The sequence below is a fragment of the Acinetobacter sp. YH18001 genome (assembly GCF_013416975.1).
Lineage (GTDB): Bacteria > Pseudomonadota > Gammaproteobacteria > Pseudomonadales > Moraxellaceae > Acinetobacter > Acinetobacter pseudolwoffii.
The window spans coordinates 18,390-43,980 of sequence record NZ_VPEU01000012.1 but is presented as its reverse complement, the minus strand read 5'-3'; the positions used below and the strand labels follow the sequence as shown (position 1 = coordinate 43,980).

The 25,591-nt window shown below is 43.2% G+C and carries 24 protein-coding genes and 1 riboswitch; of the genes, 15 read left to right on the top strand and 9 right to left on the bottom strand.

Translation table 11 applies throughout. The annotated features are described in order from the left end of the window. Nucleotides 1–83 precede the first annotated feature (83 nt). Complete coding sequence (locus FTV48_RS06060) at nucleotides 84–668, bottom strand: cob(I)yrinic acid a,c-diamide adenosyltransferase (protein ID WP_005172582.1); 585 nt, start codon at nucleotides 666–668, stop codon at nucleotides 84–86. 91 nt (nucleotides 669–759) lie between these two features. Then, entirely contained in the window at nucleotides 760–2,619 is a 1,860-nt protein-coding gene (locus FTV48_RS06055; protein ID WP_179999689.1) for a TonB-dependent siderophore receptor, read from the bottom strand. A gap of 36 nt (nucleotides 2,620–2,655) precedes the next feature. After that, a riboswitch (cobalamin riboswitch) is annotated at nucleotides 2,656–2,868 on the bottom strand. A 144-nt stretch (nucleotides 2,869–3,012) separates the two neighbouring features. Here FTV48_RS06055 and FTV48_RS06050 point away from each other — a divergent pair. Both FTV48_RS06050 and trpB read left to right on the top strand, forming a co-directional pair. Then, nucleotides 3,013–3,657 carry a phosphoribosylanthranilate isomerase gene (locus FTV48_RS06050; protein WP_179999687.1) on the top strand — a complete coding sequence of 215 codons (645 nt, stop codon included), beginning with the start codon at nucleotides 3,013–3,015 and terminating at the stop codon, nucleotides 3,655–3,657. Next, a complete protein-coding gene (trpB, locus tag FTV48_RS06045; protein ID WP_179999685.1) occupies nucleotides 3,638–4,882 on the top strand; it encodes a tryptophan synthase subunit beta in 1,245 nt (414 codons plus the stop codon). The genes FTV48_RS06050 and trpB overlap by 20 nt, the downstream gene beginning before the upstream one ends. 131 nt (nucleotides 4,883–5,013) lie before the next feature. Here the strand turns inward: trpB and FTV48_RS06040 are convergent, their stop codons facing one another. After that, the gene (locus FTV48_RS06040; protein ID WP_179999683.1) at nucleotides 5,014–6,654 is read right to left on the bottom strand and encodes an acyl-CoA synthetase; all 1,641 of its coding nucleotides are present in this window, start codon (nucleotides 6,652–6,654) and stop codon (nucleotides 5,014–5,016) included. Between the two features lie 233 nt (nucleotides 6,655–6,887). On the opposite strand from FTV48_RS06040, the gene FTV48_RS06035 reads away from it, so the two are divergent. The 4 genes from FTV48_RS06035 (at nucleotide 6,888) to infC (ending at nucleotide 12,057) form a co-directional block, all read left to right on the top strand. Continuing rightward, nucleotides 6,888–8,171, top strand: coding sequence for a D-arabinono-1,4-lactone oxidase (locus FTV48_RS06035; RefSeq protein ID WP_179999682.1), 1,284 nt, complete (start codon nucleotides 6,888–6,890; stop codon nucleotides 8,169–8,171). Nucleotides 8,172–8,183: 12 nt separating this feature from the next. After that, nucleotides 8,184–9,353: an alanine racemase gene (locus FTV48_RS06030; protein WP_179999680.1), complete on the top strand. Its 1,170-nt coding sequence runs from the start codon at nucleotides 8,184–8,186 to the stop codon at nucleotides 9,351–9,353. Between the two features lie 224 nt (nucleotides 9,354–9,577). Then, nucleotides 9,578–11,500, top strand: coding sequence for a threonine--tRNA ligase (thrS, locus tag FTV48_RS06025; RefSeq protein ID WP_179999679.1), 1,923 nt, complete (start codon nucleotides 9,578–9,580; stop codon nucleotides 11,498–11,500). 59 nt (nucleotides 11,501–11,559) lie between these two features. Then, nucleotides 11,560–12,057 (top strand): translation initiation factor IF-3, encoded by a 498-nt coding sequence (infC, locus tag FTV48_RS06020; protein WP_004647518.1) that lies wholly within the window; start codon nucleotides 11,560–11,562, stop codon nucleotides 12,055–12,057. Between the two features lie 43 nt (nucleotides 12,058–12,100). On the opposite strand, the gene FTV48_RS06015 is transcribed toward infC, so the two are convergent. Beyond that, nucleotides 12,101–12,652, bottom strand: a complete 552-nt coding sequence (locus FTV48_RS06015; protein WP_074384065.1) for a hypothetical protein — start codon at nucleotides 12,650–12,652, stop codon at nucleotides 12,101–12,103. A 103-nt stretch (nucleotides 12,653–12,755) separates the two neighbouring features. Then, on the bottom strand, nucleotides 12,756–13,211 hold the full coding sequence (locus FTV48_RS06010; protein WP_005095791.1) for an Hsp20 family protein: 456 nt from the start codon (nucleotides 13,209–13,211) through the stop codon (nucleotides 12,756–12,758). Between the two features lie 281 nt (nucleotides 13,212–13,492). Between FTV48_RS06010 and FTV48_RS06005 the strand changes: the two genes are divergently transcribed. From FTV48_RS06005 to rplT, 5 genes are all read left to right on the top strand, one after another. Further along, nucleotides 13,493–14,113: a glutathione binding-like protein gene (locus tag FTV48_RS06005; RefSeq protein ID WP_100355717.1), complete on the top strand. Its 621-nt coding sequence runs from the start codon at nucleotides 13,493–13,495 to the stop codon at nucleotides 14,111–14,113. 74 nt (nucleotides 14,114–14,187) lie between these two features. Next, a complete protein-coding gene (locus tag FTV48_RS06000; protein ID WP_100329202.1) occupies nucleotides 14,188–14,478 on the top strand; it encodes a hypothetical protein in 291 nt (96 codons plus the stop codon). 7 nt (nucleotides 14,479–14,485) lie between these two features. Beyond that, complete coding sequence (locus FTV48_RS05995; RefSeq protein WP_005095796.1) at nucleotides 14,486–14,908, top strand: YqaA family protein; 423 nt, start codon at nucleotides 14,486–14,488, stop codon at nucleotides 14,906–14,908. A gap of 196 nt (nucleotides 14,909–15,104) precedes the next feature. After that, on the top strand, nucleotides 15,105–15,299 hold the full coding sequence (gene rpmI, locus FTV48_RS05990) for a 50S ribosomal protein L35 (RefSeq protein WP_004278281.1): 195 nt from the start codon (nucleotides 15,105–15,107) through the stop codon (nucleotides 15,297–15,299). An 11-nt stretch (nucleotides 15,300–15,310) separates the two neighbouring features. Continuing rightward, nucleotides 15,311–15,670 (top strand): 50S ribosomal protein L20, encoded by a 360-nt coding sequence (gene rplT, locus FTV48_RS05985; protein ID WP_005095799.1) that lies wholly within the window; start codon nucleotides 15,311–15,313, stop codon nucleotides 15,668–15,670. Nucleotides 15,671–16,125: 455 nt separating this feature from the next. On the opposite strand, the gene FTV48_RS05980 is transcribed toward rplT, so the two are convergent. Continuing rightward, entirely contained in the window at nucleotides 16,126–17,148 is a 1,023-nt protein-coding gene (locus FTV48_RS05980) for a hypothetical protein (protein ID WP_179999677.1), read from the bottom strand. A gap of 158 nt (nucleotides 17,149–17,306) precedes the next feature. On the opposite strand from FTV48_RS05980, the gene pheS reads away from it, so the two are divergent. The 3 genes from pheS to FTV48_RS05965 all read left to right on the top strand — a co-directional run bounded on the left by pheS (nucleotide 17,307) and on the right by FTV48_RS05965 (nucleotide 21,098). Beyond that, nucleotides 17,307–18,287, top strand: coding sequence for a phenylalanine--tRNA ligase subunit alpha (pheS, locus tag FTV48_RS05975; protein ID WP_005095803.1), 981 nt, complete (start codon nucleotides 17,307–17,309; stop codon nucleotides 18,285–18,287). Between the two features lie 136 nt (nucleotides 18,288–18,423). Beyond that, complete coding sequence (pheT, locus tag FTV48_RS05970) at nucleotides 18,424–20,805, top strand: phenylalanine--tRNA ligase subunit beta (protein ID WP_005095805.1); 2,382 nt, start codon at nucleotides 18,424–18,426, stop codon at nucleotides 20,803–20,805. Continuing rightward, nucleotides 20,802–21,098 carry an integration host factor subunit alpha gene (locus FTV48_RS05965; RefSeq protein WP_004783565.1) on the top strand — a complete coding sequence of 99 codons (297 nt, stop codon included), beginning with the start codon at nucleotides 20,802–20,804 and terminating at the stop codon, nucleotides 21,096–21,098. Before pheT ends, FTV48_RS05965 begins: the two co-directional genes overlap by 4 nt. A gap of 103 nt (nucleotides 21,099–21,201) precedes the next feature. On the opposite strand, the gene FTV48_RS05960 is transcribed toward FTV48_RS05965, so the two are convergent. The 3 genes from FTV48_RS05960 to trxA form a co-directional block, all read right to left on the bottom strand. Then, the gene (locus FTV48_RS05960) at nucleotides 21,202–21,489 is read right to left on the bottom strand and encodes a hypothetical protein (protein ID WP_004647530.1); all 288 of its coding nucleotides are present in this window, start codon (nucleotides 21,487–21,489) and stop codon (nucleotides 21,202–21,204) included. A gap of 402 nt (nucleotides 21,490–21,891) precedes the next feature. After that, nucleotides 21,892–23,160: a transcription termination factor Rho gene (gene rho / locus FTV48_RS05955; RefSeq protein ID WP_005095808.1), complete on the bottom strand. Its 1,269-nt coding sequence runs from the start codon at nucleotides 23,158–23,160 to the stop codon at nucleotides 21,892–21,894. Between the two features lie 322 nt (nucleotides 23,161–23,482). Then, nucleotides 23,483–23,809, bottom strand: a complete 327-nt coding sequence (gene trxA, locus FTV48_RS05950) for a thioredoxin (RefSeq protein WP_004278266.1) — start codon at nucleotides 23,807–23,809, stop codon at nucleotides 23,483–23,485. A 259-nt stretch (nucleotides 23,810–24,068) separates the two neighbouring features. Here trxA and ppx point away from each other — a divergent pair, with 259 nt between their 5' ends. Beyond that, nucleotides 24,069–25,589, top strand: coding sequence for an exopolyphosphatase (gene ppx / locus FTV48_RS05945; RefSeq protein WP_179999675.1), 1,521 nt, complete (start codon nucleotides 24,069–24,071; stop codon nucleotides 25,587–25,589). The last annotated feature ends 2 nt before the right edge of the window (nucleotides 25,590–25,591 follow it).

The window sequence follows — 25,591 nt, the reverse complement described above, 5'->3', positions numbered from 1 at the left end:
GATAAGGCTTATTGTCGTCAGATGCACTGTAAAATCAAGATACATCTGACGCGTATTTTTAGATTTAGAATCAAGAAATAATTCTAGTTTTCGATGCTGTCATTGATATTTTTTTGCCACAGCACTTCTGAACCGCCCTCGCTGCGTTGCAAGGTGCGCGATGCTACAAATAGCCAGTCTGATAAACGGTTCAGCAGTTGTAGCGACGCTGCCTGAATATTCTGGTCGCGAGAGTGGACTGACATCACGCTACGTTCTGCCCGGCGGCAGACTGCGCGCGCCTGATGGGCAAAGCTGCAGACTAAAGTGCCAGCAGGCAGAATAAAGTCTTTGAGCATTGGCAAGGCTTCATTCATACGGTCGATATCATTTTCTAAAAAATCAATCGACACAGGTTGTACCAGATTAAAACCCGGAATACACACTTCACCACCGAGATCAAATAACCAGTGTTGAATCAGGCTTAAAGATTTGTCCCAAGTGGCTTTATCTTCAATCGTGCTTGCTGAAATCTGTGCACGTAATACACCAATCACGGCATTGAGTTCATCCACATCACCGAGCGCATCAATACGTAAATCGTCTTTGGCAACGCGAGAACCATCACCCAAACCTGTGGTGCCTGAATCGCCTGTGCGGGTATAAATCTTACTTAAACGGTGACCCATGTGATTTCCTTGATTTTTAAATGCTGTAAATAAAAAGCATCATGCCATAGGCATGACATGATGCTCAAAAGTATTTATTGAAACGCTGAACTTAGTATGTAAAGGTTACACCGGCAGAAGCGAGGCGACCGCCGTTGATATAGAAAAGATCATCTCCGTATGATGCGGTTTCAAATTTTACATCACCAATATTGTCGATATTAGTGAAAAGTTTGACAGATGGATTTACATTCCAATACGCATTCAAATCAATCGTTGCGTAACCAGCAACTTTTGAATTGTCTTTAGGTGCTGATTTGGATGATACCGATGTGCTAATGCCATAAACTGAATTTTGTAATCCAGCTGTCAAGGTTAGGCTTTGACGAGGACGACGAGCTAATTCCTTATGAATCTCTTCATTTGTAGCTTTCACATAGTTGTGTGAAAGTTTTGCAAACAGTTGATCTTGTTCCCAATGAACGTAGCTTTCGATACCCTCAAATTTTGCTTTACTCACGTTGTCAATGATGTAGCCATTTTTATCATTATAATCAATGAGGTTTTTCACTTGGTTAGTATACGCAGACAAACCAGTGGTAAATCCAAGAGGGAGCTTCTGATCAATACCGAATTCAAAAGATGCACTTTCTTCAGGTTTTAAATTTGGATTGCCATAATAGTTAACATAGAGCTCATTTAAGTTAGGTGCTCTAAATGCTGTGCCCCAATTAGTGTAAATACTTGTGTTTTTCAATATTTGATAGCGAGCTGCCACCTGACCGACGGTATGCGTGCCAAATTGGTCATTGTCTTCTACACGAATACCAATTTGAGTATTTAAACCGTGATTGCTGTATTGGTGCTGAATATAATAACCTTGTGAATCAACGTCTCCTTTATATGGAGATCCGCTAGAAATAGCATCGGCTTTGGTATTTTGGAAAGTGGTACCTAATAGGATGTTTTGGTGAGCTGGTAAAATGACTTTCGTGTATAGGTCAGCTTCTTGGGTTTTACTATTTACAAAATCTTTTGAATCTAATTGATCACTTTCATCTTTAAATTGAGATAAACGTGCATTTAATTCAAGTTGATCAGAAATTTTATATTTTGCTTTCACATTGATACTTTCATTTTTGAAATCGACAGCGTTATTTTTTAAATTTAAAAATGCATAAGAGGGAGCTGATGCAAAAACACTTGAAACATAAGTGGATTGACCTTCGTTTTGTGCATAATCCAAAGAAAGAGCGACTTGCTCATCTTCAAAACCAAATTTAGTACTAAAACCTTTTTGTTCGAAATCACCAGTTTTAATATCAGATTGCTCAGCGTTGGTCACTTGAGTTCCATCTGATTCTAGGCGTTGACCACGAATTTGGGCATAAAACCCATTTTCAGCGAGGTCAGCACCGACAATAGATTTATAAGTTTTATTTTCACCAACTTCACCTGTAACAAATACACCTGTTTTTTCAGGAGTTTTAGAAACAAGCTGTACGACCCCACCAATAGCATTCGTACCATATAAAACTGAAGCAGGACCTTTAAGTATTTCGATTTGTTTGAGGTCTGTTGTATCAATATATGCTAGAGATGCAACACCACTTGTTGCACTATTAAGTTTCACACCATCACGTAAAACAAGAGTGTGTGTTGAATTTGTGCCTCTTAGGAAAATAGATGATTGTTGACCATAGCCACCTGACTGCACCATATTTAGAGATGCTTCATTACTTAATAAGTGTGGTAATGAGGCTAAGGGAGATTGCTCAAGAATTGCAGGCTCAATAATCGAAATACGCGCGGGTACATCTTTGATATTTTGTTCACTACGAGAAGCAGTCACCACAATGGTATCCAAAGATGCTTTTGCAACTTTTTGCTCGGCAGCAAAAACAGATGAAGTGGTACCCAACGCAAGTGCGATCGCACCTACCAAGGCAGTAGGTTGAAATTGAATAGACATGAAATGCTCCATACATTCACTTCCCCGTGAATGATTGGGTGATAGAACACAACAAGCAGGTTTCCGGACTTAAATGTGCAAAGTACAGGCTTTGCTGTCTATCCACCTTCCCACATCAAGATGCAGTGGTGTAAACCGAAGCGGTTTATTTGATAGACGTTTCATTTTTACCGTTGCGGGGGCAGTGCTGGATTTACACCAGCTTCCCTAAAGCAGGAGGCTGCTTTGGCTCGTTGCAAGATGGGCGCAGTATAAAGTTTGTATGCCTTATACACAATCTACAGCAAGAATAATCCGGATGAACTTTACGCAAGCCGGAAAAATTGCATTACAATGATTTGCCCCAATCTTATAGATTGTTCAAGACATTGGTAGATCTAGAGCCAGAATAATATGCGAACCCGTGCCAAAATTTGTGGAATCACCCGAGTCGAAGATGTTCATGCTGTGGTGAACGCAGGTGCAGATGCGATAGGATTCGTATTTTATCCACCGAGTCCCCGAGCTGTTACAGCAGAGCAAGCTGCTCAACTGGTTCAAGCCATTGCACCTTATGTGCAAGTGGTTGGACTGTTTGTGAATCATTCAGCTAATGAGATTCAGGATATTCTGAAAACTGTTCCATTGGATATTTTACAATTTCATGGCGATGAAACACCTGAACAATGTCAGGCCATCGCCCAGCAGGTGGGACGCCGTTGGTATAAAGCCATTCAGGTAAAACCTGATCTTGACGTAGTTGTAGAAATTCAACGTTATCAAGATGCTGGCGCGAGTGCAGTGTTGTTAGACGCATGGCATCCTGATCTGAAAGGTGGTACGGGCCACAGCTTCGATTGGGAGACATTTCCCAAACTTGATATTCCCTTGATCTTGGCAGGCGGTTTAAATCCTGACAATATCGAACAGGCAATTCTCACCACACAGGCCTATGCCGTAGATGTGAGTGGCGGTGTCGAGTCCGCAAAAGGTATTAAAGACCAACAACTCATAGAACGCTTTATGCAAGGAGTCCATCGTGGATCAGCAAAGTACTAGCCAGAACAGTCAGGCAGTTGACTATACCCAATTCCCGGATGAACGCGGGCATTTCGGTATTCATGGCGGACGTTTTGTGTCAGAAACACTCATGGCGGCTTTAGAAGACTTGGAAAAGCTCTATTTCCGTATGAAAGATGATGCACAGTTTTTGGCAGAATTTGACCGTGACCTGGCGTTTTACGTCGGTCGTCCGAGTCCTTTATATCATGCTGAACGATGGTCGAAAGAGTTGGGTGGTGCGCAAATTTATCTGAAACGTGAAGACCTGAACCATACCGGTTCGCATAAGGTCAACAACACCATCGGTCAGGCCTTGCTTGCAAAATTGTCAGGCAAAAAACGTATTATTGCCGAAACAGGTGCCGGTCAGCATGGTGTAGCAACTGCCACAATTGCAGCACGTTTAGGTCTTGAGTGCGTGGTATTTATGGGCGCTGAAGATGTCAAACGTCAGGCCATGAACGTGTACCGTATGCGTTTGCTTGGTGCGACAGTTGTGCCTGTACAAAGTGGCTCTAAAACCTTGAAAGATGCCATGAACGAAGCCATGCGTGACTGGGTAACCAATGTCGATTCAACTTACTATGTGATTGGTACCGTGGCAGGCCCACATCCATATCCGCAGCTGGTACGTGATTTCCAGTCGATTATTGGCCGTGAAGCACGCCGTCAGATTCAGGAGCAGGCAGGCCGTCTGCCAGATGCACTGGTCGCATGTGTTGGTGGTGGATCCAATGCCATGGGCTTGTTCTACCCATTCCTGAACGATCAAGACGTGAAAATGTATGGAGTAGAAGCAGCAGGTTTGGGTATTGAAACTGGTAAGCACTCTGCGCCGTTAAATGCCGGACATGTCGGTGTACTGCATGGTAACCGGACTTACCTGATGTCGGATAAAGAAGGTCAGATCATTGAAACGCATTCAATTTCTGCCGGTCTGGATTATCCGGGTGTGGGGCCAGAACATAGCTTCCTGAAAGATATGGAACGTGTGAACTATGTACCGATCACGGACAATGAAGCCCTACAGGGTTTCCGTGATTTAACCAAGATTGAAGGCATTATTCCGGCGCTGGAAAGCGCACATGCTATGGCTTATGTGTCTAAACTTGCACCGACCATGGACAAGGATCAAATCATTATTGCGACGGTTTCAGGTCGTGGTGATAAAGACTTGATGACTGTGGCACGTATTGATGGCGTGGAAATGGTAGAGATGTAAGTTCCTTAAAGTCCTCTCCTTATAGGAGTAGGAGAGGATTTGGGAGAAGTTATTTCAAATAAAAAATCGTACCAAGTTTTCTTGGTACGATTTTTATTGGACAGATTTTGCGGGAACCTGCTTGTCTGGAGTTAAGAAAACTCACCTTGCGCGCGCTCTTTGGCCCATTCACGTAAAACAAATTTCTGCAATTTTCCGGTCGAGGTTTTTGGAATTTCGGTAATCACAACATCTTTAGGCACTTTAAAACGTGCCAGATGCTGTTTGCAGAATTCCATAATCTCTTCCGCTGTTGCAGTTTGTCCTGCTTTAAGTTCTACAAAGGCACATGGTACTTCCTGCCAGCGTGGATCCGGCTTGGCCACAACAGCTGCCGTTAAAATGGCAGGATGCTGATACAGCACTTCTTCGACTTCTAGCGAGGAAATATTTTCCCCTCCGGAAATAATCACGTCTTTAGATCGGTCGGTAATCTTGGCATAGCCATCAGGCTGACACACGGCCAGATCGCCGGTATGGAACCAGCCACCGGCAAAGGCTTCTGCGGTCGCTTCCGGATTTTTCAAATAACCTTTCATCACGATATTGCCACGGAACATGATCTCACCCATGGTCTGACCATCATGCGGAACTTCCTGCATGGTGTCAGGATCAAGCACTTTCATACCATCTTGTAGCGGATATGGCACACCCTGACGTGAATGCAATTGCGCCTGTTCCTGAATAGACAAATCACTCCAGCCGGCCTGTGATGCACAGAGCGCAGAAGGGCCGTAGGTTTCAGTCAAGCCATAGACATGTGTCACGTTAATTCCGATATTACGCATGCCTTCAATAATTGCAGCCGGCGGGGCAGCACCCGCCACCATGACTTCGACACGATGGTCAATTTTGGTCTTTTTCTCTTCAGGCGTGTTGATCAGCATTGATAGGACAATCGGTGCACCACAGAAATAATCGACTTTATGTTCAGCAATTAGTTTGAAAATCAGTTCGGCATCGACTTTACGCAGGCAGACGTTGGTTCCGCCGTTGGCCGCCATAGTCCATGCAAAGCACCAGCCATTACAGTGGAACAGTGGCAGTGTCCATAAATAGGTGGCACGCGGCATCATGCCACAAGCAATGATATTACTGGCGGCATTAATGTAGGCACCGCGGTGATGGTAGACCACACCTTTCGGATTACCCGTGGTTCCAGAGGTGTAACTTAAGCTGATGGCATCCCATTCATCTTGAGGCAAATGCCAGTCAAAATTTGCATCGCCTTGGGCAATCCAGTCTTCATATTCGATTTGACCAATACGGCTGTCTTCACCTTCAAACTCTGCATCGGCCACATCAATCACATAGATCTCTTGTGAAACCAGCGCCAGTGCTTCGGTCGCAAGCGCTGTAAATTCAGGGTCGACCAATAAGACTTTGCTTTCAGCATGTTCCAGCATAAAGGCGAGCGTCTTGGCATCCAGACGGGTATTTAAGGTATTGAGTACCGCACCTGCCATCGGCACAGCAAAGTGCGCTTCAATCATGGCAGGGACGTTAGGCAGCAGGACAGACACGGTATCATTTTTACCGATGCCTAATTTTTGGAGTTGGTTGGCAAACTGACGGCAGCGATTGTATTTCTCACGCCAGGTAATGCGGCGCTGACCATGAATAATCGCATTTTGATTCGGATAGATATAAGCTGCACGATCTAGATAGCGTAAAGGTGACAAGGCTACAAAATTTGCGGGGGTACGCGGTAATTCATCGTATGCGCTAACCATGGTAAAACTCCGTTGTATCGTTATTTTCATATCCTTTTGAAAAGATATGCACTTCTTCGAAATCTTGCATTTATGCTTTAGTCGAGTAAATTAATATAAATTTTAAGTCATTGAATATTAATTAAAATATTTAGCCCTATTTGATTTTTTTGAACCCGTGGGTTCCCATATTTGATTTTTTAGGTATTTTACTCTAATTGAGTCAGTAAAATAATATGAGCCAGAGAATAATAATGAAAATACAACAGGCGAATGCAGTCTGGCGAAACTGGTCAGGGAGTCAGCACAGCGCTCCTCAAGTTTTTCAGCCCAGAGAAATAAGCGAATTACAAGGTTTGGTGAAGTCACAGGCAAAGATTCGTGCAGTAGGTGCGGGGCATTCATTTAGTGCTTTGGCTAAAACCAATGATGTGCTGCTTCATCTCGATCATTTAAAAGGTGTGGTGGCTTTGGATGAGGCAAAAGTTCAATGTACCGTGCACGCTGGTACGCGTTTATATGATTTAGGTGAATATATTGCCCCGATCAATCAAGCTTTACCCAATCAGGGTGACATTGATCAGCAAAGTCTGGCGGGAGCGATTTCCACGGGAACGCATGGCACCGGCATCGATTTACCCTGTTTATCTGCTTTTGTGGACGGTTTTGAATTGCTGACTGCAGATGGAGAGCTGTTGCAATGTGATCATCAGCAGAATACCGAGATATTTCAAGCGGGGCGTGTGGCGTTAGGTAGTCTGGGGATATTGACCAAAATTACCCTGCAAAATCGTCCGCGCTATAAATTAAAAGAACAGATTCGGCTGTGTCCATTAAAAGAAGTATTTGCGCATATCGATCAATGGAAACATCAGCACCGGCATATTGAATTTTGGGCTTTTCTTCATTCTGATCAGGTCATGCTAAAAACCCTGGATGAAACGAATGATGAAATTCAGCCAAGGCAGGAGAACTGGCCATCTGAAGATGCGTTATTGACTTTGTGTTCTGAATTGACCCGATTTATTCCTGCATCTAATCCTTATCTGCAAAAATTATTGGGTGTTTTTGTTAAACCGAGTTGTTATGTGGATTGGTCATCCCGGATTTTTCCGACTCCGCGTCAGACCAGATTTAATGAAATGGAATATCAGCTTCCGGTCGATTCCGGCTTGCAGTGTCTGGACGAGGTTCTGCGTGTTTTACGCAAACATCGAGTGCCGATGTTCTTTCCAGTCGAGTTTCGTTATGTCAAAGCCGATGAGATATGGCTGAGTCCTTTTTATCAGCGTGATTCGGTTTCGATTTCGATTCATCAGTTTTATAAACAGGATTGCCGAGCTATTTTCGATCTGGTCGAGCCGATTTTTCAGAAGTATCAGGGACGGCCACATTGGGGAAAGTTGCACAGCATGACAGCCGCTTCGCTACGTGATCTCTATCCGAAATGGGATGATTTTATGAGATTGCGCCAGCAACTGGACCCACAGCAAAAGTGGCTGAATCCGCATTTACAGCAGTTATTTTTGTCTGAATAGCAGGAGCGAATTATGCAATCGAAGTATTTTCAGCAACTGACCCAAGATTTGCAGCAGCAGGGAACTGGTACACCGCAACTGATTCTGGATCTGGCTCAATATCAGCAGAATCTGGAGATTGTACAGGCAAAAATCCCTGCGCAGCTCAAGCCGCGTCTGGTGGTGAAGTCTCTAGCCAGTATCCCGCTACTCAAACTGGCCAGTGAAAAGCTGAATACCCGACGATTTATGGTATTTCATTTACCCCATCTTTTAGAAATGATGAGAGCATTTGAACAGGCTGATATCTTGCTGGGTAAACCGATGCCAATTCATGCGGTACAAGGTTTTTATCAAAACGTTCCTGAACAAAATAAAGCAAATGATCAAAGCAATATTCAATGGCTGGTCGATGACATAAAGCGCTTGAAGCAATATCTGCAATTCGCTCAAGAATCTAATCTTCAGTTAAATATCAATATTGAAATTGATGTCGGCTTACATCGTGGTGGGGTGAGTAGTCAGCAACAGTTAATAGCCTTACTCAAACTCATTCAGCAATATCCCGACGCTCTCAGGCTTTCAGGGTTGATGGGCTATGATGCACATGTCGCCAAATTGCCGAATATTTTGAAAAGCCCCGAAAGAAGTTATCAGCAATCGCAGCAGATTTATCAACAATATAAAAATACTATTCAGCAGCAATTCCCAGATTTATGGCGGGCAGATTTGTGTTTTAACGGCGGTGGCAGTCCGACCTTTATGCAGCATTGCCAGCAGAGTGTCTGTAATGATCTGGCTTTTGGCTCGATGCTGCTCAAACCCAGTGACTTCGATCTGGACAATTTATCCGCTTTAAAATGTGCGCTCTGGATTGCCGCACCGATTTTAAAGGTATTGTCTTATAGCCAGATTCCGGGTCTGGAAATGCTGAATCATTTGCCGCATCGGCATAAAGCACTGTTTATCTATGGTGGCTATTGGCAGGCAGATTATATTTATCCTGAAAAAAGCCAGCCGCATCTGTTGTATGGTCGCAGTAGTAATCAGGAAATGCTTCAGGTACCTAGGCAATGCGATATTCATGTCGATGATTATGTGTTTTTAAGGCCGACACAAAGTGAAGCCATCATTCCACAATTTGCCCAGCTCTATGTTTATCGTGAGAGAACATTTATTGAGTGGCAGACTTTCCGGGAATAACCACATTTTGAATTAAAAGATGAGCCTAAGTCTTTAAAGATCAGGGAAAGATTTGGGAGTAAATCTGATTTTTATTGGGGAAAAGGTTTAATCATGCGGCCAAGCCGTGTAAAATTCGAATCGATTTTATTTATCCACCGTTTTTATCTTTTGAGGTTTTCCTCGATCATAATCTCGCGGTGACATGCTCCATGGTACGGGGCATCACTCCTTAAGGATTTCTTATGCCAATTATCACTTTGCCAAATGGCGATCAAAAACAGTTTGATCAAGCCGTATCTGTGATGGACGTTGCACTCAGCATTGGTCCTGGTCTTGCAAAAAATACCGTTGCTGGTCGTGTAAACGACCGTTTAGTGGATGCGTCTGATCTCATCACTGAAGATGCAACCTTACAAATTATTACGCCTAAAGACGAAGTCGGTGTCGAAATTATTCGTCACTCTTGCGCGCATTTGGTGGGTCATGCGGTTAAGCAACTGTTCCCAGAAGCAAAGATGGTCATTGGTCCGGTCATTGAAGAAGGTTTCTACTATGACATTTGGATGCCACGTCCATTCACATTAGACGACATGGCAGCCATCGAAGAGCGTATGAAAAAGCTCATCGATCAAGACTATGATGTTGTGAAAAAAATGACCCCGCGTGACGAAGTGATTGCAGAATTCACAGCGCGTGGCGAAGAATACAAATTACGCTTGATCAACGACATGCCTGAAGAAACACAAATGGGCTTGTACTACCATCAAGATTACTTGGATATGTGCCGTGGTCCGCACGTACCAAATACCAAATTCTTAAAATCGTTCAAGCTGACTAAAATCTCTGGTGCTTACTGGCGCGGTGATGCGAAAAACGAACAGTTACAACGTATTTATGGTACAGCGTGGGCAGACAAGAAACAGCTTGCAGCTTATGTAAAACGTATTGAAGAAGCAGAAAAACGCGATCACCGTAAAATTGGTAAAGCGCTTGATTTGTTCCATATGCAAGAAGAAGCACCGGGTATGGTGTTCTGGCATCCGAACGGCTGGACCATTTACCAGGTACTTGAACAATACATGCGTAAAGTTCAGCAAGACAACGGCTATGAAGAAATCCGTACCCCGCAAGTGGTTGATTTCACGCTGTGGGAAAAATCAGGACATGCTGCCAACTATGCAGACAACATGTTCACCACGCATTCTGAAAACCGTAACTACGCGGTTAAACCAATGAACTGTCCTTGTCACGTACAAGTGTTCAACCAGGGTTTAAAATCATACCGTGATCTTCCGGTACGTCTGGCAGAATTTGGTTCATGTCACCGTAACGAGCCATCAGGTTCTTTACACGGCATTATGCGTGTACGTGGCTTTACCCAAGATGATGCGCATATCTTCTGTACCAAAGAACAGATCGGGCCTGAAGTTGCAGACTTTATCAAATTGACACTCGACGTATACAAAGATTTTGGCTTCGAAGAAGTACAAATGAAATTATCAACGCGTCCTGAAAAACGTGTCGGTGATGACAAACTTTGGGATATGGCTGAAAAATCTTTGGCGGATGCTTTAGATGCTGCGGGTCTTGAATGGGAGCTTCAGCCGGGCGAGGGTGCATTTTATGGTCCGAAGATTGAATTCTCTCTGAAAGACTGTCTGGGTCGTGTCTGGCAGTGTGGTACCATTCAGTGTGACTTTAACTTGCCAGAACGTTTAGATGCGTCTTATGTCACAGAAGATAACGACCGCGATCAGCCAGTAATGTTACATCGTGCAATTCTTGGCAGTTTTGAGCGTTTTATTGGTATACTGATTGAACACTACGCAGGCTTCATGCCACCTTGGTTGGCGCCGATGCAAGCGTGTGTGATGAATATTACCGATTCTCAGGCAGAAGCATGTGAGTCAGTTGTCGCAAAACTTAAAGAAAACGGTATTCGTGCAATTTCTGACTTGAGAAATGAGAAAATCGGCTTTAAGATTCGTGAACGTACATTAGAGCGTATTCCTTACTTACTGGTACTTGGGGACCGGGAAGTTGAAGAAGGTACAGTAAACGTCCGTACCCGCTCAGGAAAAAATTTGGGTACTATGTCAATCGATGCTTTCGTTGACCTAGTAAAAGCAGCCGTTGCCGAACGCGGCCGGTACATTGTGGAGTAACAGCGATTAAACAGCCTGACCGTAATCAACAGGGCGGTAACAAATCAAACCGTCCTGCCTTGAATGATGAAATTCGTGCGAAAGAAGTCCGTCTTGTAGACGAAAATGGTGAGCAAAAAGGGATTGTAAGCTTAGCTGAAGCCCTGCGCGCAGCAGAAAGTGTGGAACTTGATCTTGTCGAGATCGTAGCCAATGCTGAGCCACCAGTATGTAAGATCATGGACTTCAACAAGCATTTGTTTGATCTTAAGCAAAAGCAGAAAGAAGCGAAGAAAAAACAACATCAAGTCCAGGTGAAAGAAATCAAGCTACGCCCGGGTACTGATGTTGGTGATTACAACGTAAAACTACGTGCAATCATCAAGTTCCTTGAAGAAGGTAACAAGGTGAAAATCACCCTTCGTTTCCGTGGCCGTGAAATGGCGCACCAACAGTTGGGTCTGGCTCAATTGCAAAAAATTGAAGCTGACGTGGCTGAATTCGGTACTGTTGAACAGATGCCGAAAATGGAAGGCCGTCAAATGGGTATGCTGCTTGGTCCTAAAAAGAAAAAGTAAGCACTCATGAAGCGAAAAAAGCCCTGCAGATGCAGGGCTTTTTTTATGCCCTAAAATTCCAAGCAGTTTGTATGGCCTGCATAATCTGTTGAGCCTGTTGCCGGGAAAACATTGACAATTGAATCCGGAAAAATCCGAGACAGATTTGATTGATCAGATCAGGCTGGCATAATCTAAAATCTAGCGTGCCATCGCGTTGACTGATGAGATGCGCTGGAGTTCTACTCAGCCAGCGCTTGAGATGGGCTTTGAGAGAATCGTATCGCGGATTCAGAAAGCTATAGTGTACCGAGTGTCGTTTTAAGCAGAGGCTGATCCGGAAACCGGCCAAAGTATAATAAATTGCCTGAGACGTTATTTTTAGTTTGGTTCCCAGCATGAGCAGCGAAAGACCAAGAAAGCCGCCGATATAAACATAAAAGCCAGGCGACTCCTGCCATAAAAATAACAATCCTTGCAGAAAGCTGGAATTGCTACGCAGACTGCTTAAATAAAAAATGCTGAATATGCCAACAGGATAACAGAGTAGTAAATATCCAATAGCGCGCATGATCGGACTACTCTGATGAAACAGGATTTTTTCTGACGCGTTCATAGCTTATTTTTATGATCATAAAGCGTATTGTTTTAATGAGCTTAGAGAATCTGGAGTCAAAAAGAAAGGCCCTTTTGGGCCCTTCTTTTAAGTCAAATCCAGCTTATTCAACTGATTTTTCATCATTTTCGATCAGCAGTTTATTGCCAATCGGAATTTGGCGCGGCAATTTCTCTTCTGGAATGATACGTTGCAAGTCAATGATCAATAGACCATTTTCATAATCTGCCTGTTGTACTTCAATATATTCATCCAGACGCAAAGACAATTTAAATGTACGTCGTGCAATGCCTTTGTGCAAGAATTCGGTATGGTCATTGCTCTGGTTTTCAGGCTTACCTAAAATGGTCAGTAACTTATTTTCCAGACGAATGTCGAGTTCTTCCTGACGGAAACCCGCAGTTGCGACCACAATCCGATAATTATTTTCGCCATGCTTTTCGATATTATACGGGGGATAATTCGGCGCATCACTTTGCATGGCATAGTCAATAAAGTCATTCAAGCGATCAAAACCGATACTACGACGAAACAGAGGATGAAGATTTAAGTTGCTCATGATTAGAACCTTCTCGATTAAGCAAAGTTATAAAAACAAGAAAATAAGATCTGTCATGTCAGACATCGACAGTACATAAGATTGACGCAATCCTTATGCACAAATAAATATGTGTCTGCTGTAAAAATTTTCAAGATAAAAAATAAAAAAATACATGAATTTTTATTAAGATAATGATATTTATATAAAAATTTTTTTAAAATACAGACTTGTTGTTTCTGGCTGAATCCTCTATGTTGAATGCATCATGGCATAGATAAAGTGCAGGGAGTATTAAAAAAATGATCGATTTATATTATTGGGGCACCCCCAATGGCCATAAAATTAGCATTGCTTTGGAAGAAATGGGGCTGAAGTATCAAATTTTTCCGATTAATATTCTGGAAAATGACCAGTTCCAGTCTGACTTTCTGGCTATTTCTCCTAACAATAAAATTCCGGCGATGGTCGATCAGGAAGGGCCAGATGGCCAGCCGATTTCAATCTTTGAATCGGGTGCGATTTTGCAGTATTTAGGTCGTAAAACCGGCATGTTCTATCCGACAGATGAAATCAAACGTATTCAGGTAGAACAATGGCTGATGTGGCAAATGGGTGGACTAGGCCCGATGCTTGGGCAAAATCATCACTTTAGCCGTTTTGCGCCTGAGCGTATCGCCTATGCCACCGAGCGTTATGTCAATGAAAGCAAACGTCTGTATGGCGTGCTAAACAAGCAGCTGGTCGGGCAGGATTATGTGGCTGGTGAATACTCGATTGCCGATATGGCGATATTCCCGTGGTTGTTGCGACACGACTGGCAGCAGATTAACCTGGCAGATTATCCTGAAGTGGCTAAATATATCGATCGCTTGAATGCACGTCCTGCAGTTCAGAAAGCGCTTGCTATACAGGTCAGTTAAGCTGCAGCCTTTATGCTAAAATAGCCTTAAATAAATAAAGCCACCCTTAAGGTGGTTTTTTATTGGATGGATATATGAACGATTTTCTTCTGAATTTTACCAAGATTGTTGAAAGCAATACCCGAATTTACTGGAGTATTCTCTTCGGTATTGCTGCATGTTTAGTACTTTATATTGCTGAAATTGTACATATTGATCAGGTAATTGCTGCTCTCAATACCAAAGATCAGCAGATTTTGCGTGCAGCGATTGAACCCATTACCCAGCAGTATAAATGGGGACGGATCATGGCAATGGTGGCAGCAGTACTGTGGTCCAGCTGGGAATATAGCAAAGCCAAGAAAAAACTGCGTTTAAGCCGTTAATACTGGCATGAGCCTGTTTCTGCTCTTTCTATCAGCCTTCGGTGCAGCGACATTACTGCCTTTACAGTCTGAAGCTGTGCTGCTTGGTCTTTTGGTACAGGCAAGCCATAGTGTGGCACTGTTAATTGCGGTGGCCAGTCTGGGGAATATTCTGGGTTCCTGTGTCAACTGGTATCTGGGGCTCAAAATCGAGCATTATAAAAATAAAAAATGGTTTCCGGTGTCAGAAGACAAGATGCTCAAGGCACAAATGATATATCAGAAATATGGCTATTGGTCTTTGCTGCTGAGCTGGGTGCCTATTATTGGAGATCCCATTACTTTAATTGCAGGACTACTGAAAGAAAACTTTGCCCGATTTTTACTCATTGTCAGCCTGGCGAAAATTGGACGTTATCTGTTTATTTATGCGGCTTTTGCCCTGTTCTAAACCTGAAGCGATTTTTCTGATTCTGTTTTGCGCACTATTTTTAAAGTGAAATCATAAAACCATCCTGTTTAAATTCGCTTATTGGATGAAGATGCTTTTGTTTTAAACAAAGATGCTTTAGAATACTCGCTCCCTTACCTGCAGGTCGTTTTGTAATGGTGCAAACGAGCCGAACAGGTGTTCAAAAGAGGTTGTTATGCCTAAGATGAAAACTCGCCGTGGTGCAGCTAAACGCTTTAAAGCGACTGCTAACGGTTTTAAGCGTAAACAAGCGTTCAAACGCCACATTTTGACCAAAAAATCTGCTAAGCGTATTCGTCAATTGCGCGGCTGTGTAATGGTTCACGTAAGTGACGTTGCTTCAGTTCGTCGTATGTGCCCGTACATCTAAGGAGATTATAAATGGCTCGTGTAAAACGTGGTGTACAGGCTCATCGCCGTCACAAAAAAATTCTTGCTCGCGCTAAAGGTTACTATGGTGCTCGTTCACGCGTTTACCGCGTAGCGTTCCAGGCGGTAATCAAAGCTGGTCAATATGCATACCGTGACCGTCGTCAGAAGAAACGTCAATTCCGCGCTTTGTGGATTGCACGTATCAATGCTGGTGCACGTCAAAACGGTTTGTCATACAGCCGCATGATTTCTGGCTTGAAAAAAGCTCAAGTAATCATTGACCGTCGCGTTCTTGCTGACATCGCTATGCATGACGCAGTTGCGTTTGCTGCGATTGCTCAAAAAGCAAAAGATGCGTTGGCTGCATAAGTCTTTATGACTTGAAAAAAGACCGCCATTTGGCGGTCTTTTTTTGCCTGAAAAATGGGAAATAGCTAATGCGCGATTTTCGTGAAATATGGTCGCCCATCGATCAGACTAAAAAAAGTTAAGTTTGCGAATAACGACACCGATACTATTTCAGAAAAATGGGCTGAAACTAATACTGTAATCTGCTTGAATTTAACCTTTTATTCCCATCTTTACTGAGCAATAAAAAGAGCATTATCTCGAGCGCTGAGTAAAAAATAATTGCGGTTAAATTCAAATAATCGAAAAAATATCAAACCCTGGTTGAGTTGAGATTCAATTGTTTGATGAATGATCAAAACTCATCGCGAAAACCGACAGCATTATTTCAAGCTCATCTCTGCTGTCGAATATCAATATATCCACTGGATTCGGCTAAGTTTTATCCAAGAAGTTAATATTTTCTTGCTGAAATCTTAAAGACCAAAATAGTAGCCAATCAGACAGATAATCACGGTAATCACAATCAAGGTCAGTACATTTGCAGAATTAGATTTGCCCGGATCTTGAGGTTTTTCCACTTTAGATATTTTGGGCGAACGGTGTTCGGTACTCATACCCACAAATGGGTCAGGCGCAACTTTTGGGGTGAGCTGTGCAGTTTTATAGTGGTTGGCAACTTTGCTGATGAATTTGGCACTTAAATCATCAATTTTTTGTGAAAAGTGGCGTAAATTGAGCTGCTGATCTGGGCTCAGGACTTCACCATCTGACGTATAGGGATGTTGAATTTTAGTTTGAATAAACTCATTTAAGGCATCTAGCCGGTATAAAGTCTGATGCGCATAATCAGCTGAATAGTCGGTTGGAATCAGGGCCAAATGACTTTCTGTATCTGCCTGAATTGCCGGTATCGTGCCGTAGTATGGAAGATTGGTATACGCCGGTTCTATAAAATCTTGAGCTAGGCTGCTTTCAAATAACTCATAATTGGTATAAGCCTGGATATCGTCCCAGTTCGGTGTTTCCAGATCTGTGTCAATACGCTTGGCCAGTTTGGGATTCAGCTCATAACACCAGAATGTTTCATGACGTAAAGGGGATTGCTGCGATTTAGGCGCTTCGTAATCATTGTCTGCGCTATACCATTCCGGCAATTCTTTGCCAATAATCCAGGCAGTTTTGGCTTTGGCACCATGGCTGACGATAAAATGCGCCAGAGGTAGCAGCTCGACATTGGCATTCGGATTTTTTTCATCAACCAGTAAATCCGAGCGATGCAAGCTCAGTCGGCGAACCCCTTGTTTTTTCAGTCCTTCCAGCCAAATCTGAAAATGCTGGGCCAATAGGTGCTGTGACATCAGATCCCGGAAGGCAAACTGATGCTGATTAAAAATGGAATGTTGAATCCAACGATTGAAACTCAGGTCCTGAGTCAGATACTCATTGCCATAAGTGACCAAGGTCAGCTGCTGTTTCCAAATTTGATCGAGTGCCATAGTGATTTGATCTGATTGATATTGTGTTTATCTTATACTTTTTATATTTAATCATGCCAATCTAATTTTCCTTAAAACGTATCTTCATCAAAGTGTCTAAAAACTGTTAGAATGTGGGGTTTTAAAATATTTTTTAACCTGTTGCTTTGAGAGTTACTATGTCACTGGAAGCCCTGACCACTGAAGCGCTCGCTGCGATTGCAGCAGCAGAAGACCTTGCTGCACTTGATCAAGTACGAGTGCAATTTACGGGGAAAAAAAGCCAGCTCGCGGAACAATCTAAGTCGCTTGGTAAAATGGATCCTGAACAACGTAAAGTCTTCGGTGCACAAATCCATGCTGTACGCGAAGCCATTACCGCTGCATTAACATCACGTCAAGCTGAACTGCATAAAGCGGCGTTAGAACAAAAATTGGCAAGCGAAACCATTGATATTACCTTGCCCGGTCGTGGTCAACAGGTGGGCAGTATCCACCCTGTAACCCAGGTACAAGAGCGTATTTGTCAGTTCTTTACCAAAGCCGGTTTTACGGTAGCGACTGGTCCTGAAGTTGAAGATGACTATCATAACTTTGAAGCGCTGAATATTCCGGGACATCACCCGGCGCGTGCCATGCATGACACCTTTTACTTCGATGTAAATCATTTGCTACGTACGCATACGTCTGGTGTACAGATCCGCACGATGGAAACACAACAGCCACCGATCCAGATCGTGTGTCCGGGTCGTGTCTATCGTTGTGACTCGGATCAAACCCATTCGCCAATGTTCCATCAGATCGAAGGTTTGTATGTGGCTGAAAATACCAGCTTCGCAGAACTGAAAGGTTTGTTGATTAACCTGCTGAATGAATTCTTCGAAAAAGATTTGAAAGTACGCTTCCGTCCATCTTATTTCCCGTTCACTGAGCCGAGTGCTGAAGTGGATATCATGGATGAACGCGGTCGCTGGTTAGAAGTTTTGGGCTGCGGTATGGTGCATCCAAATGTGCTACAAGCTGCCGGCATTGACCCTGAGAAATACAAAGGCTTTGCTTTCGGACTGGGCGTAGAACGTTTTGCGATGTTGCGCTACGGTGTGAACGACTTACGTATGTTCTTCCAGAATGATGTGCGTTTCTTACGCCAGTTTGCTTAAAACTTTTTATTTAATCCTCTCCTAACCTCTCCTTTAAGAAAGGAGAGGGACTCCACGAAATAAATGGGGTTCTCCCCCTTAGAAAAGGGGGAGTCAGAGGGGGATTCTAGAGATTTGAATTACAGGTTTTATATCAATGAAAATTAGCGAAAATTGGCTACGCACATGGGTCAACCCAGCCATCGATAGCGACAAACTTTCTGATCAATTGACCATGTTGGGTCTTGAAGTCGATGAACTTGCACCTGCAGCAAAAGCATTTACAGGCGTAGTGGTTGGTGAAGTTCTGACAGTAGAACAACATCCAGATGCAGACCGTTTACGTGTGACCACTGTGAATATCGGTACAGCTGAGCCATTACAAATCGTCTGTGGCGCGCCAAACGTACGTGCAGGCATGAAAGCGCCTGTAGCAACCATTGGTGCAGTATTACCAGGCGATTTTAAAATCAAGAAAGGCAAGCTACGTGGTATTGAGTCTCAAGGGATGCTGTGCGGCGCTTCTGAGATTGATCTCGAAGATAAAATTGACGGTCTGTTAGAGCTACCAGACGACGCAGCTGTGGGTGTCAACATTCGTGAATATCTGGATCTTGATGACAATGTGATTGACATCAGTATCACGCCGAACCGTGGTGACTGTTTCAGCATTCGCGGGATCGCACGTGAAATTGGTGTGATTAACCAATTGCCAGTGACTGCGCCTGAAATTAAAGAAGTGACTGCAACCATTGCTGATGAAAAGCAGGTTGTAGTCAGCACTGAAGGCTGTCCACGTTACTTAGGTCGTGTGATCAAAAACGTCAATACCAAGGCAGCGACTCCTGTATGGATGGAACGCGCATTAGCACGTTCAGGTATTCGTCAGCACAGTATTCTGGTCGATATTACCAACTATGTCTTGATGGAGCTGGGTCAACCGTTACATGCATTTGATGCTGCTAAGGTGCAAGGCGCAGTCCATGTACGTCAAGCCATTGCGGACGAAAAACTTGTGCTTTTAAACGAGCAAGAAGTTGAGCTTTCTGACAACGTGATGGTGATTGCGGATGACGAAAAAGCATTGGCGATTGCCGGTATTATGGGTGGCCTGTCTTCAGCAGTCAGCGATGCAACCACTGAAATTTTCCTGGAATCTGCTTTCTTCGCGCCATTACATATTGCCGGTCGTGCCCGTAGCTTTGGTTTACATACGGATGCCTCACAACGTTATGAACGTGGTGTGGACTTTGAATTGCCATTAATTGCAATGCACCGTGCATCTCAGCTTATTTCTGAGCTGGCTGGCGGTGAATTCGGACCAATCACCGTGGCGGAAAAAGCTGAACTTTTGCCAAAACGTGATGCGATTGAATTAAACCAAGCTCAAGTCGATCAGTTATTAGGTTATAAAGTTGAAAGCGACTTTATTACTGATGCATTGACACGCCTTGGTTGCACGGTGACGGTAAAAGCAGAAGGCGAATGGTCTGTAGTTCCGCCATCACATCGTTATGATATGGCGATTTATCAGGACTTGATTGAAGAAGTTGCACGTATTCATGGCTATGACAACATTCAAATCAGTCTGCCTGTGATTGATGTGAAGTTGGCGAAATACCAGGATCAGTTTGAACTGGGTCAATTACGTCAAACGGCGGTGACTTTAGGCTATCAAGAGGCGATCAGTTTTAGCTTCGCTGACTTGAAGCTTGAAAAGCAACTTAATTCCGGTGTGAATCCATTAGCATTAGCAAATCCAATTTCAAGTGATTTGGCTGTCATGCGTTCTACCTTATTGTCTAGTCTGATCCCTTGTGTTCAGTACAATGTTAATCGTCAGCAAAGCCGTGTACGCTTCTTTGAACTGGGTTTACGTTTTGACTATCAGGAAGCCAGCAGCATTCATGATTTAAAACAGATTCCAACCTTTGCGCTGATTGCAACCGGTTCACGTCATGTTGAATCTTGGCATGCTAAACCTGCTGCAATGGACTTCTTTGACTTTAAAGGTGATGTAGAAGAAATTCTGGCTGCCGGCCGTGTCAAAGTAGAATATGTACGTTCAGAGCGTAGCTGGTTACACCCAGGTCAATCCGCAGAAATTCTCGTGAATGGTCAATCAATTGGTTACCTAGGGCGTCTACATCCTTCTCTGGAAGACGAGCTTGATCTGGCAACGACTTGGGTGGCAGAATTGGATCAAACGGCTGTTTTGCAAACTTATGTATCTAATTTTACAGAATTATCACGTTTTCCATCGGTTCGACGTGATATTGCGCTTTTAATTAGTGATAAGATTAATGTTAGCGAAATTCAGGGACTTATCGAAAAAACAGGTGGGGAGCTTTTAGACTCGACGTGGTTATTCGATGTGTACACTGGACAAGGAGTAGAAGAAGGGAAACGCTCACTGGCATTTGCACTTCTCTGGCAGCATCCAAGCCGTACACTGGAAGATGCTGAAATTAAATCAGGTATGGATAATATCCTTCAAGTGTTAGAAAACACTTACCAAGCGACATTGAGGGCTTCATGACAGCACTAACTAAAGCAGAAATGGCTGATCATTTAAGTGAGCTCACGAGTTTAAACCGTCGTGAAGCAAAACAAATGGTTGAGTTGTTTTTCGATGAGATTAGCCAAGCGCTGATCTCAGGCGAACAAGTAAAACTTTCGGGTTTTGGTAACTTCGAGTTGCGTGATAAGCGTCAACGTCCAGGCCGTAATCCTAAAACGGGTGAAGAAATTCCGATTTCTGCACGCCGTGTGGTGACCTTCCGTGCGGGACAGAAGTTCCGTCAACGTGTGGGAAATGAGCAGATCAACTGATCTGCTTTTTTTTAAATTCTGTTATTTTTCTAAATTTCAGTTTTTAAAATAAAAAAAAAGAGAGCTCAAGGCTCTCTTTTTTTGTACTGAATAATCTAAAAGATTATTGAGCAGCAGCTTCAGAAGCAGCAGTAGCGTCAGCAGCAGCGTCAACAGCAACAGCAGCAGCAGCGTCAGCTTCAGCAACAGCAGCAGTTTCAGAAGCAGCAACTTCAGAAGTAGCTTCTACAGCAGCAGCGTCAGCAGCAGCTTCAGCTTCAGAAGCAGCTTCTACAGCTTCAGATGCAGCTTGGTTAGCGTCAGCAGCAGCGTCGTCAGCTTTTTTAGCACAACCAACGAAAGCTAGAGTAGTAGCAACTGCAGCAGCAATAGCGATTTTTTTGAATAACATGGCATCACTCTCTAAAAATTGAGATTAAAAAAAACCTAAGTTAGTCTGTTAAGTGCTTTTATTGTTCCTAATTGTGTTAGGGACTAACAACGCAGGAGCAGTCTAACTGGTCTGCAAATATGCTATCACTGCGCCTTTTTAATTGCTACTAGCAAGACTCAAAAAAGTACTGAAAAATGCTAAAAAATCATAAGTTTTTAACAGAAAATAACAATGGAATGAAACATTTAGATTGGAGAAAGGCTTGTTAAGTTTTTAAAAGTTATACAATTTTTAATTTGATTATTTTATTAATCAAAAACTTAAAAATAAGTTTACATAAATGAGGCTCGATTGTTTCATTGTGTAATTTATGTCAACCTAAAAAAAGGCCACCGCTTAGGTGACCTTTCATTTGAAATTTTAATTCGAGGCTTTACGTTTCATCTGATCAAAGAAGTCATCATTGGTCTTGGTTTCTTTCATACGATCCAGTAAGAACTCCATCGCTGCCAATTCATCTTGAGTATGCAGCAGCTTACGCAGAATCCAGACTTTGCGCAGATTGTCTTCTGACATCAGGCGTTCTTCACGGCGAGTACCAGATTTCTTGATATTCATCGCAGGGAAGACACGTTTTTCAGCAATACGGCGATCCAGAGTAATTTCCTGGTTGCCTGTACCTTTGAATTCTTCGTAGATCACTTCATCCATCTTGCTGCCTGTTTCAATCAGGGCAGTAGAGATAATGGTGAGTGAACCACCTTCTTCAATATTACGTGCAGCACCGAAGAAACGTTTAGGACGTTCTAATGCATGCGCATCTACACCACCGGTCAAAACCTTGCCTGATGAAGGAATCACCGTGTTATACGCACGTGCCAGACGGGTAATCGAATCCAGTAGAATCACCACATCTTTTTTGTGCTCAACCAGACGTTTGGCTTTTTCAATCACCATTTCAGCGACTTGAACATGACGTGCAGGTGATTCATCAAAGGTCGACGCAACCACTTCACCGCGAACGGTACGTTCCATTTCGGTGACTTCTTCTGGACGTTCATCAATGAGAAGCACAATCAGAATAGCTTCTGGGTTATTACGGACAATCGATTGCGCAATACTTTGCAGCAACATGGTTTTACCGGCTTTTGGCGGTGCCACAATGATTGAACGTTGACCTTTACCAATCGGTGCCACCAAGTCGATCACACGTGTGGTTAAATCTTCAGTGGTACCATTACCGAGTTCCATCACCAGCTGTTCAGTCGGGAACAATGGGGTCAAGTTTTCGAATAAGATTTTATTACGTGAATTTTCAGGGGTGTCGTAGTTAATCTGATTAACTTTAAGTAAGGCAAAATAACGTTCGCCTTCTTTTGGTGGACGAATAGTGCCAGTAATGGTGTCGCCAGTACGTAGGTTAAAACGACGAATTTGAGAAGGACTGACATAGATATCGTCAGGGCCTGCTAAATAAGAACCTGCGGCTGAGCGTAAAAAGCCAAAACCATCTGACAAAATTTCTAGAACGCCATCACCAAAAATCTCTTCGCCATTCATTGCATGACGTTTTAAGATGGCAAAAATAATGTCTTGCTTACGGTTACGAGCCATACCTTCAAGGCCCATAAACTCGGCAATCTTGATGAGTTCGCCAATCGGTTTTTTCTTGAGTTCGGTTAAATTCATAGGTGGTCAGATAGAATCAAAGTTCTGAGGTACAGGTTAGAAAGGGAGTAACATTCGGCCGCATACAAGCATTCAAACGAAAGCAATTGAATTTGCAAAAGAACAATTCAGAGATCTGTTTGAGTGTTTCAAAGAAAAATGTGAAAAACAATTTCTATTGCCGAGCGGCATCTTATGTAATGTGTCTTGTAAGAAATTGGCAGGATTTAAGATCCTTTATCTCTTGAGTAGCAAATATAAGAGAAAATGTCGGCTTTGTCAATTTATAGCCGAAAAAAATACGCGATTGTCAGTCGCGTATTTTTTACTGAAAATGCTGGGCTTAGATATTGTCATCAATAAACGCAGTCAGTTTAGATTTTGGCGCAGCACCCACTTGAGTTGCAACAACTTCACCATTTTTGAACATCAACAAAGCCGGGATATTACGGATGTTGAAATTTACGGCAGTTTGTTCGCAAGAAGTTACGTCAACTTTCACGATTTTAACTTTGCCCTGGTATTCATCAGCAAGCACTTCTAGTACGGGTGCAATTGCTTTACATGGTGCACACCAGCCCGCCCAGAAGTCGACCAGTACAGGTACGTCTGATTGAAGAACGTCTGCTTCGAAGTTTGCGTCAGTAGTGTTTACGATGTTGCCAGACATGGAATGTGCTCCAGATTAATATTTTAAAGATAACTAATTATTAGTATTACATAGCCATCTTTAACAATGTAGGGGAATCTGTAAATTTTCAATGCTTAATGTTATTTTGTCTAATGGATGATCACGATAGTGATGATCGTGTCCTACTATTGTTCCCGATATAAAAAGAATCATGCATCAAATTGTCGCTACAAATGGCTTTTAAATTGCATGCATGTGAATTACTCTAAGCACAATTCGTTAAAGGTTTATTTCCGGAATGTCTGACTTTTTGATTGATGAAGAATTACTTGCCGCCATCGATATGGGATCAAATAGCTTTCATTTGGCCATCGCACGTGTAGATCATGGCGAAGTTAAAAAAGTGGCATCAATGTCAGAAAAAGTTCAGCTTGCCGCCGGACTCGATGAAAATAAAAATTTAACCGAAGCTGCACAGCAACGGGGTTTGGCCTGTCTGGCACGTTTTGTCGGACGTTTAGGTGCAGTTCAGCCAAATCGTTTACGGATTGTGGCGACCAATGCCTTGCGTCAAGCCAAAAATGGGCATGAATTTATTCAAAAAGCTGCAGAAATTCTACCCAAACCAATCGAAATTATTGCCGGCCGTGAAGAAGCCCGTCTGATTTATCTCGGGGTTTCGCATACCATGGCCAACAGTGGTCGTCGTCTGGTGGTTGACATCGGTGGCGGTTCGACTGAGCTGATTATTGGTGAAGAGTTCGAGCCGATTCATACTGAATCGGTGCAGATGGGCTGTGTCGCCTTTACCAAGGCTTATTTTCAGGATGGTGAGATCAGTGCCAAAGCTTTTGATAAAGCGGTTACTGCGGCGCGTAAAGAAATCTCCGGAATTGCCAATACCTATAAAGAAGCCGGCTGGGATGCGGTGGTCGGTTCCAGTGGCACGATCAAGGCCTGTCGTCAGATTTGTATCAATATGGGCTGGAGCAATGACAAAGAACAGCTCACCCGTGAAGGCCTGGAAAAACTCAAAGACAAACTGCTCAAATATAAATATGTCTCGGATATGGAATTCGAAGGTCTCAAAGAAGACCGCCGCGCGGTATTGCCGGCTGGGATTGCCATTCTCTATGCTGTGTTTGATGTGCTCGGAATTAATCATCTGGTTTATTCGGATGGTGCGCTGCGTGAAGGCGTGATGTATGACTTGCTTGGCCGTTTCAAGCATGAAGATATCCGTGATCGTTCCGTACATGCCCTGATTGGTCGTTATAATGCCGATGCCAAACAGGCCGAGCGTGTGGTCCAGACTGCACAAAAACTGTTTAATGACGTGGAACATGAACTGGGCCTGACGATAGAGGATAGCGATCTGTTACGTCGTGCTGCCTATCTGCATGAGATTGGTTTGGCGATCAGCCATAGTGGTTATCATCGTCATGGTGCCTATTTATTACAACACTCGGATATTGCCGGTTTCTCACAAGTCGACCAAAATCATTTGTCACATTTGGTCGCACACCATCGCCGCAAATTGCGCGTTGATGCCAAGCATGATGTGATGAAAGTCGGTGGATCGAAACTTTTATGGTTATGTTTGCTGCTTCGTCTGTCGATTTTGGTCAATCACAGTCGTAGTGATGAGATGCTTCCTGCCATTGAACTTAAGGTTGAAAATGCGCAACAATGGCAGCTCAGCGTGTCTGGTGATGCCAAACAATGGCCATTGCTGGTTGCTGAACTGCATGATGAACAGCAGCAATTTAAAAATTGGGAGATTGAACTCTCGATTCAATCCGAACAGTTTGTTAATTAATA

Coding starts and splice junctions, on each gene's coding strand:
- pheS (WP_005095803.1), top strand. CDS start 17,307: ATGTCACTGGAAGCCCTGACCACTGAAGCGCTCGCTGCGATTGCAGCA.
- FTV48_RS06005 (WP_100355717.1), top strand. CDS start 13,493: ATGATCGATTTATATTATTGGGGCACCCCCAATGGCCATAAAATTAGC.
- thrS (WP_179999679.1), top strand. CDS start 9,578: ATGCCAATTATCACTTTGCCAAATGGCGATCAAAAACAGTTTGATCAA.
- FTV48_RS06030 (WP_179999680.1), top strand. CDS start 8,184: ATGCAATCGAAGTATTTTCAGCAACTGACCCAAGATTTGCAGCAGCAG.
- FTV48_RS06055 (WP_179999689.1), bottom strand. CDS start 2,619: ATGTCTATTCAATTTCAACCTACTGCCTTGGTAGGTGCGATCGCACTT.
- FTV48_RS06060 (WP_005172582.1), bottom strand. CDS start 668: ATGGGTCACCGTTTAAGTAAGATTTATACCCGCACAGGCGATTCAGGC.
- ppx (WP_179999675.1), top strand. CDS start 24,069: ATGTCTGACTTTTTGATTGATGAAGAATTACTTGCCGCCATCGATATG.
- rplT (WP_005095799.1), top strand. CDS start 15,311: ATGGCTCGTGTAAAACGTGGTGTACAGGCTCATCGCCGTCACAAAAAA.
- FTV48_RS06050 (WP_179999687.1), top strand. CDS start 3,013: ATGCGAACCCGTGCCAAAATTTGTGGAATCACCCGAGTCGAAGATGTT.
- FTV48_RS05960 (WP_004647530.1), bottom strand. CDS start 21,489: ATGTTATTCAAAAAAATCGCTATTGCTGCTGCAGTTGCTACTACTCTA.
- rpmI (WP_004278281.1), top strand. CDS start 15,105: ATGCCTAAGATGAAAACTCGCCGTGGTGCAGCTAAACGCTTTAAAGCG.
- FTV48_RS05980 (WP_179999677.1), bottom strand. CDS start 17,148: ATGGCACTCGATCAAATTTGGAAACAGCAGCTGACCTTGGTCACTTAT.
- FTV48_RS06035 (WP_179999682.1), top strand. CDS start 6,888: ATGAAAATACAACAGGCGAATGCAGTCTGGCGAAACTGGTCAGGGAGT.
- rho (WP_005095808.1), bottom strand. CDS start 23,160: ATGAATTTAACCGAACTCAAGAAAAAACCGATTGGCGAACTCATCAAG.
- FTV48_RS06010 (WP_005095791.1), bottom strand. CDS start 13,211: ATGAGCAACTTAAATCTTCATCCTCTGTTTCGTCGTAGTATCGGTTTT.
- FTV48_RS05965 (WP_004783565.1), top strand. CDS start 20,802: ATGACAGCACTAACTAAAGCAGAAATGGCTGATCATTTAAGTGAGCTC.
- trxA (WP_004278266.1), bottom strand. CDS start 23,809: ATGTCTGGCAACATCGTAAACACTACTGACGCAAACTTCGAAGCAGAC.
- FTV48_RS06000 (WP_100329202.1), top strand. CDS start 14,188: ATGAACGATTTTCTTCTGAATTTTACCAAGATTGTTGAAAGCAATACC.
- FTV48_RS06015 (WP_074384065.1), bottom strand. CDS start 12,652: ATGAACGCGTCAGAAAAAATCCTGTTTCATCAGAGTAGTCCGATCATG.
- FTV48_RS05995 (WP_005095796.1), top strand. CDS start 14,486: ATGAGCCTGTTTCTGCTCTTTCTATCAGCCTTCGGTGCAGCGACATTA.
- pheT (WP_005095805.1), top strand. CDS start 18,424: ATGAAAATTAGCGAAAATTGGCTACGCACATGGGTCAACCCAGCCATC.
- FTV48_RS06040 (WP_179999683.1), bottom strand. CDS start 6,654: ATGGTTAGCGCATACGATGAATTACCGCGTACCCCCGCAAATTTTGTA.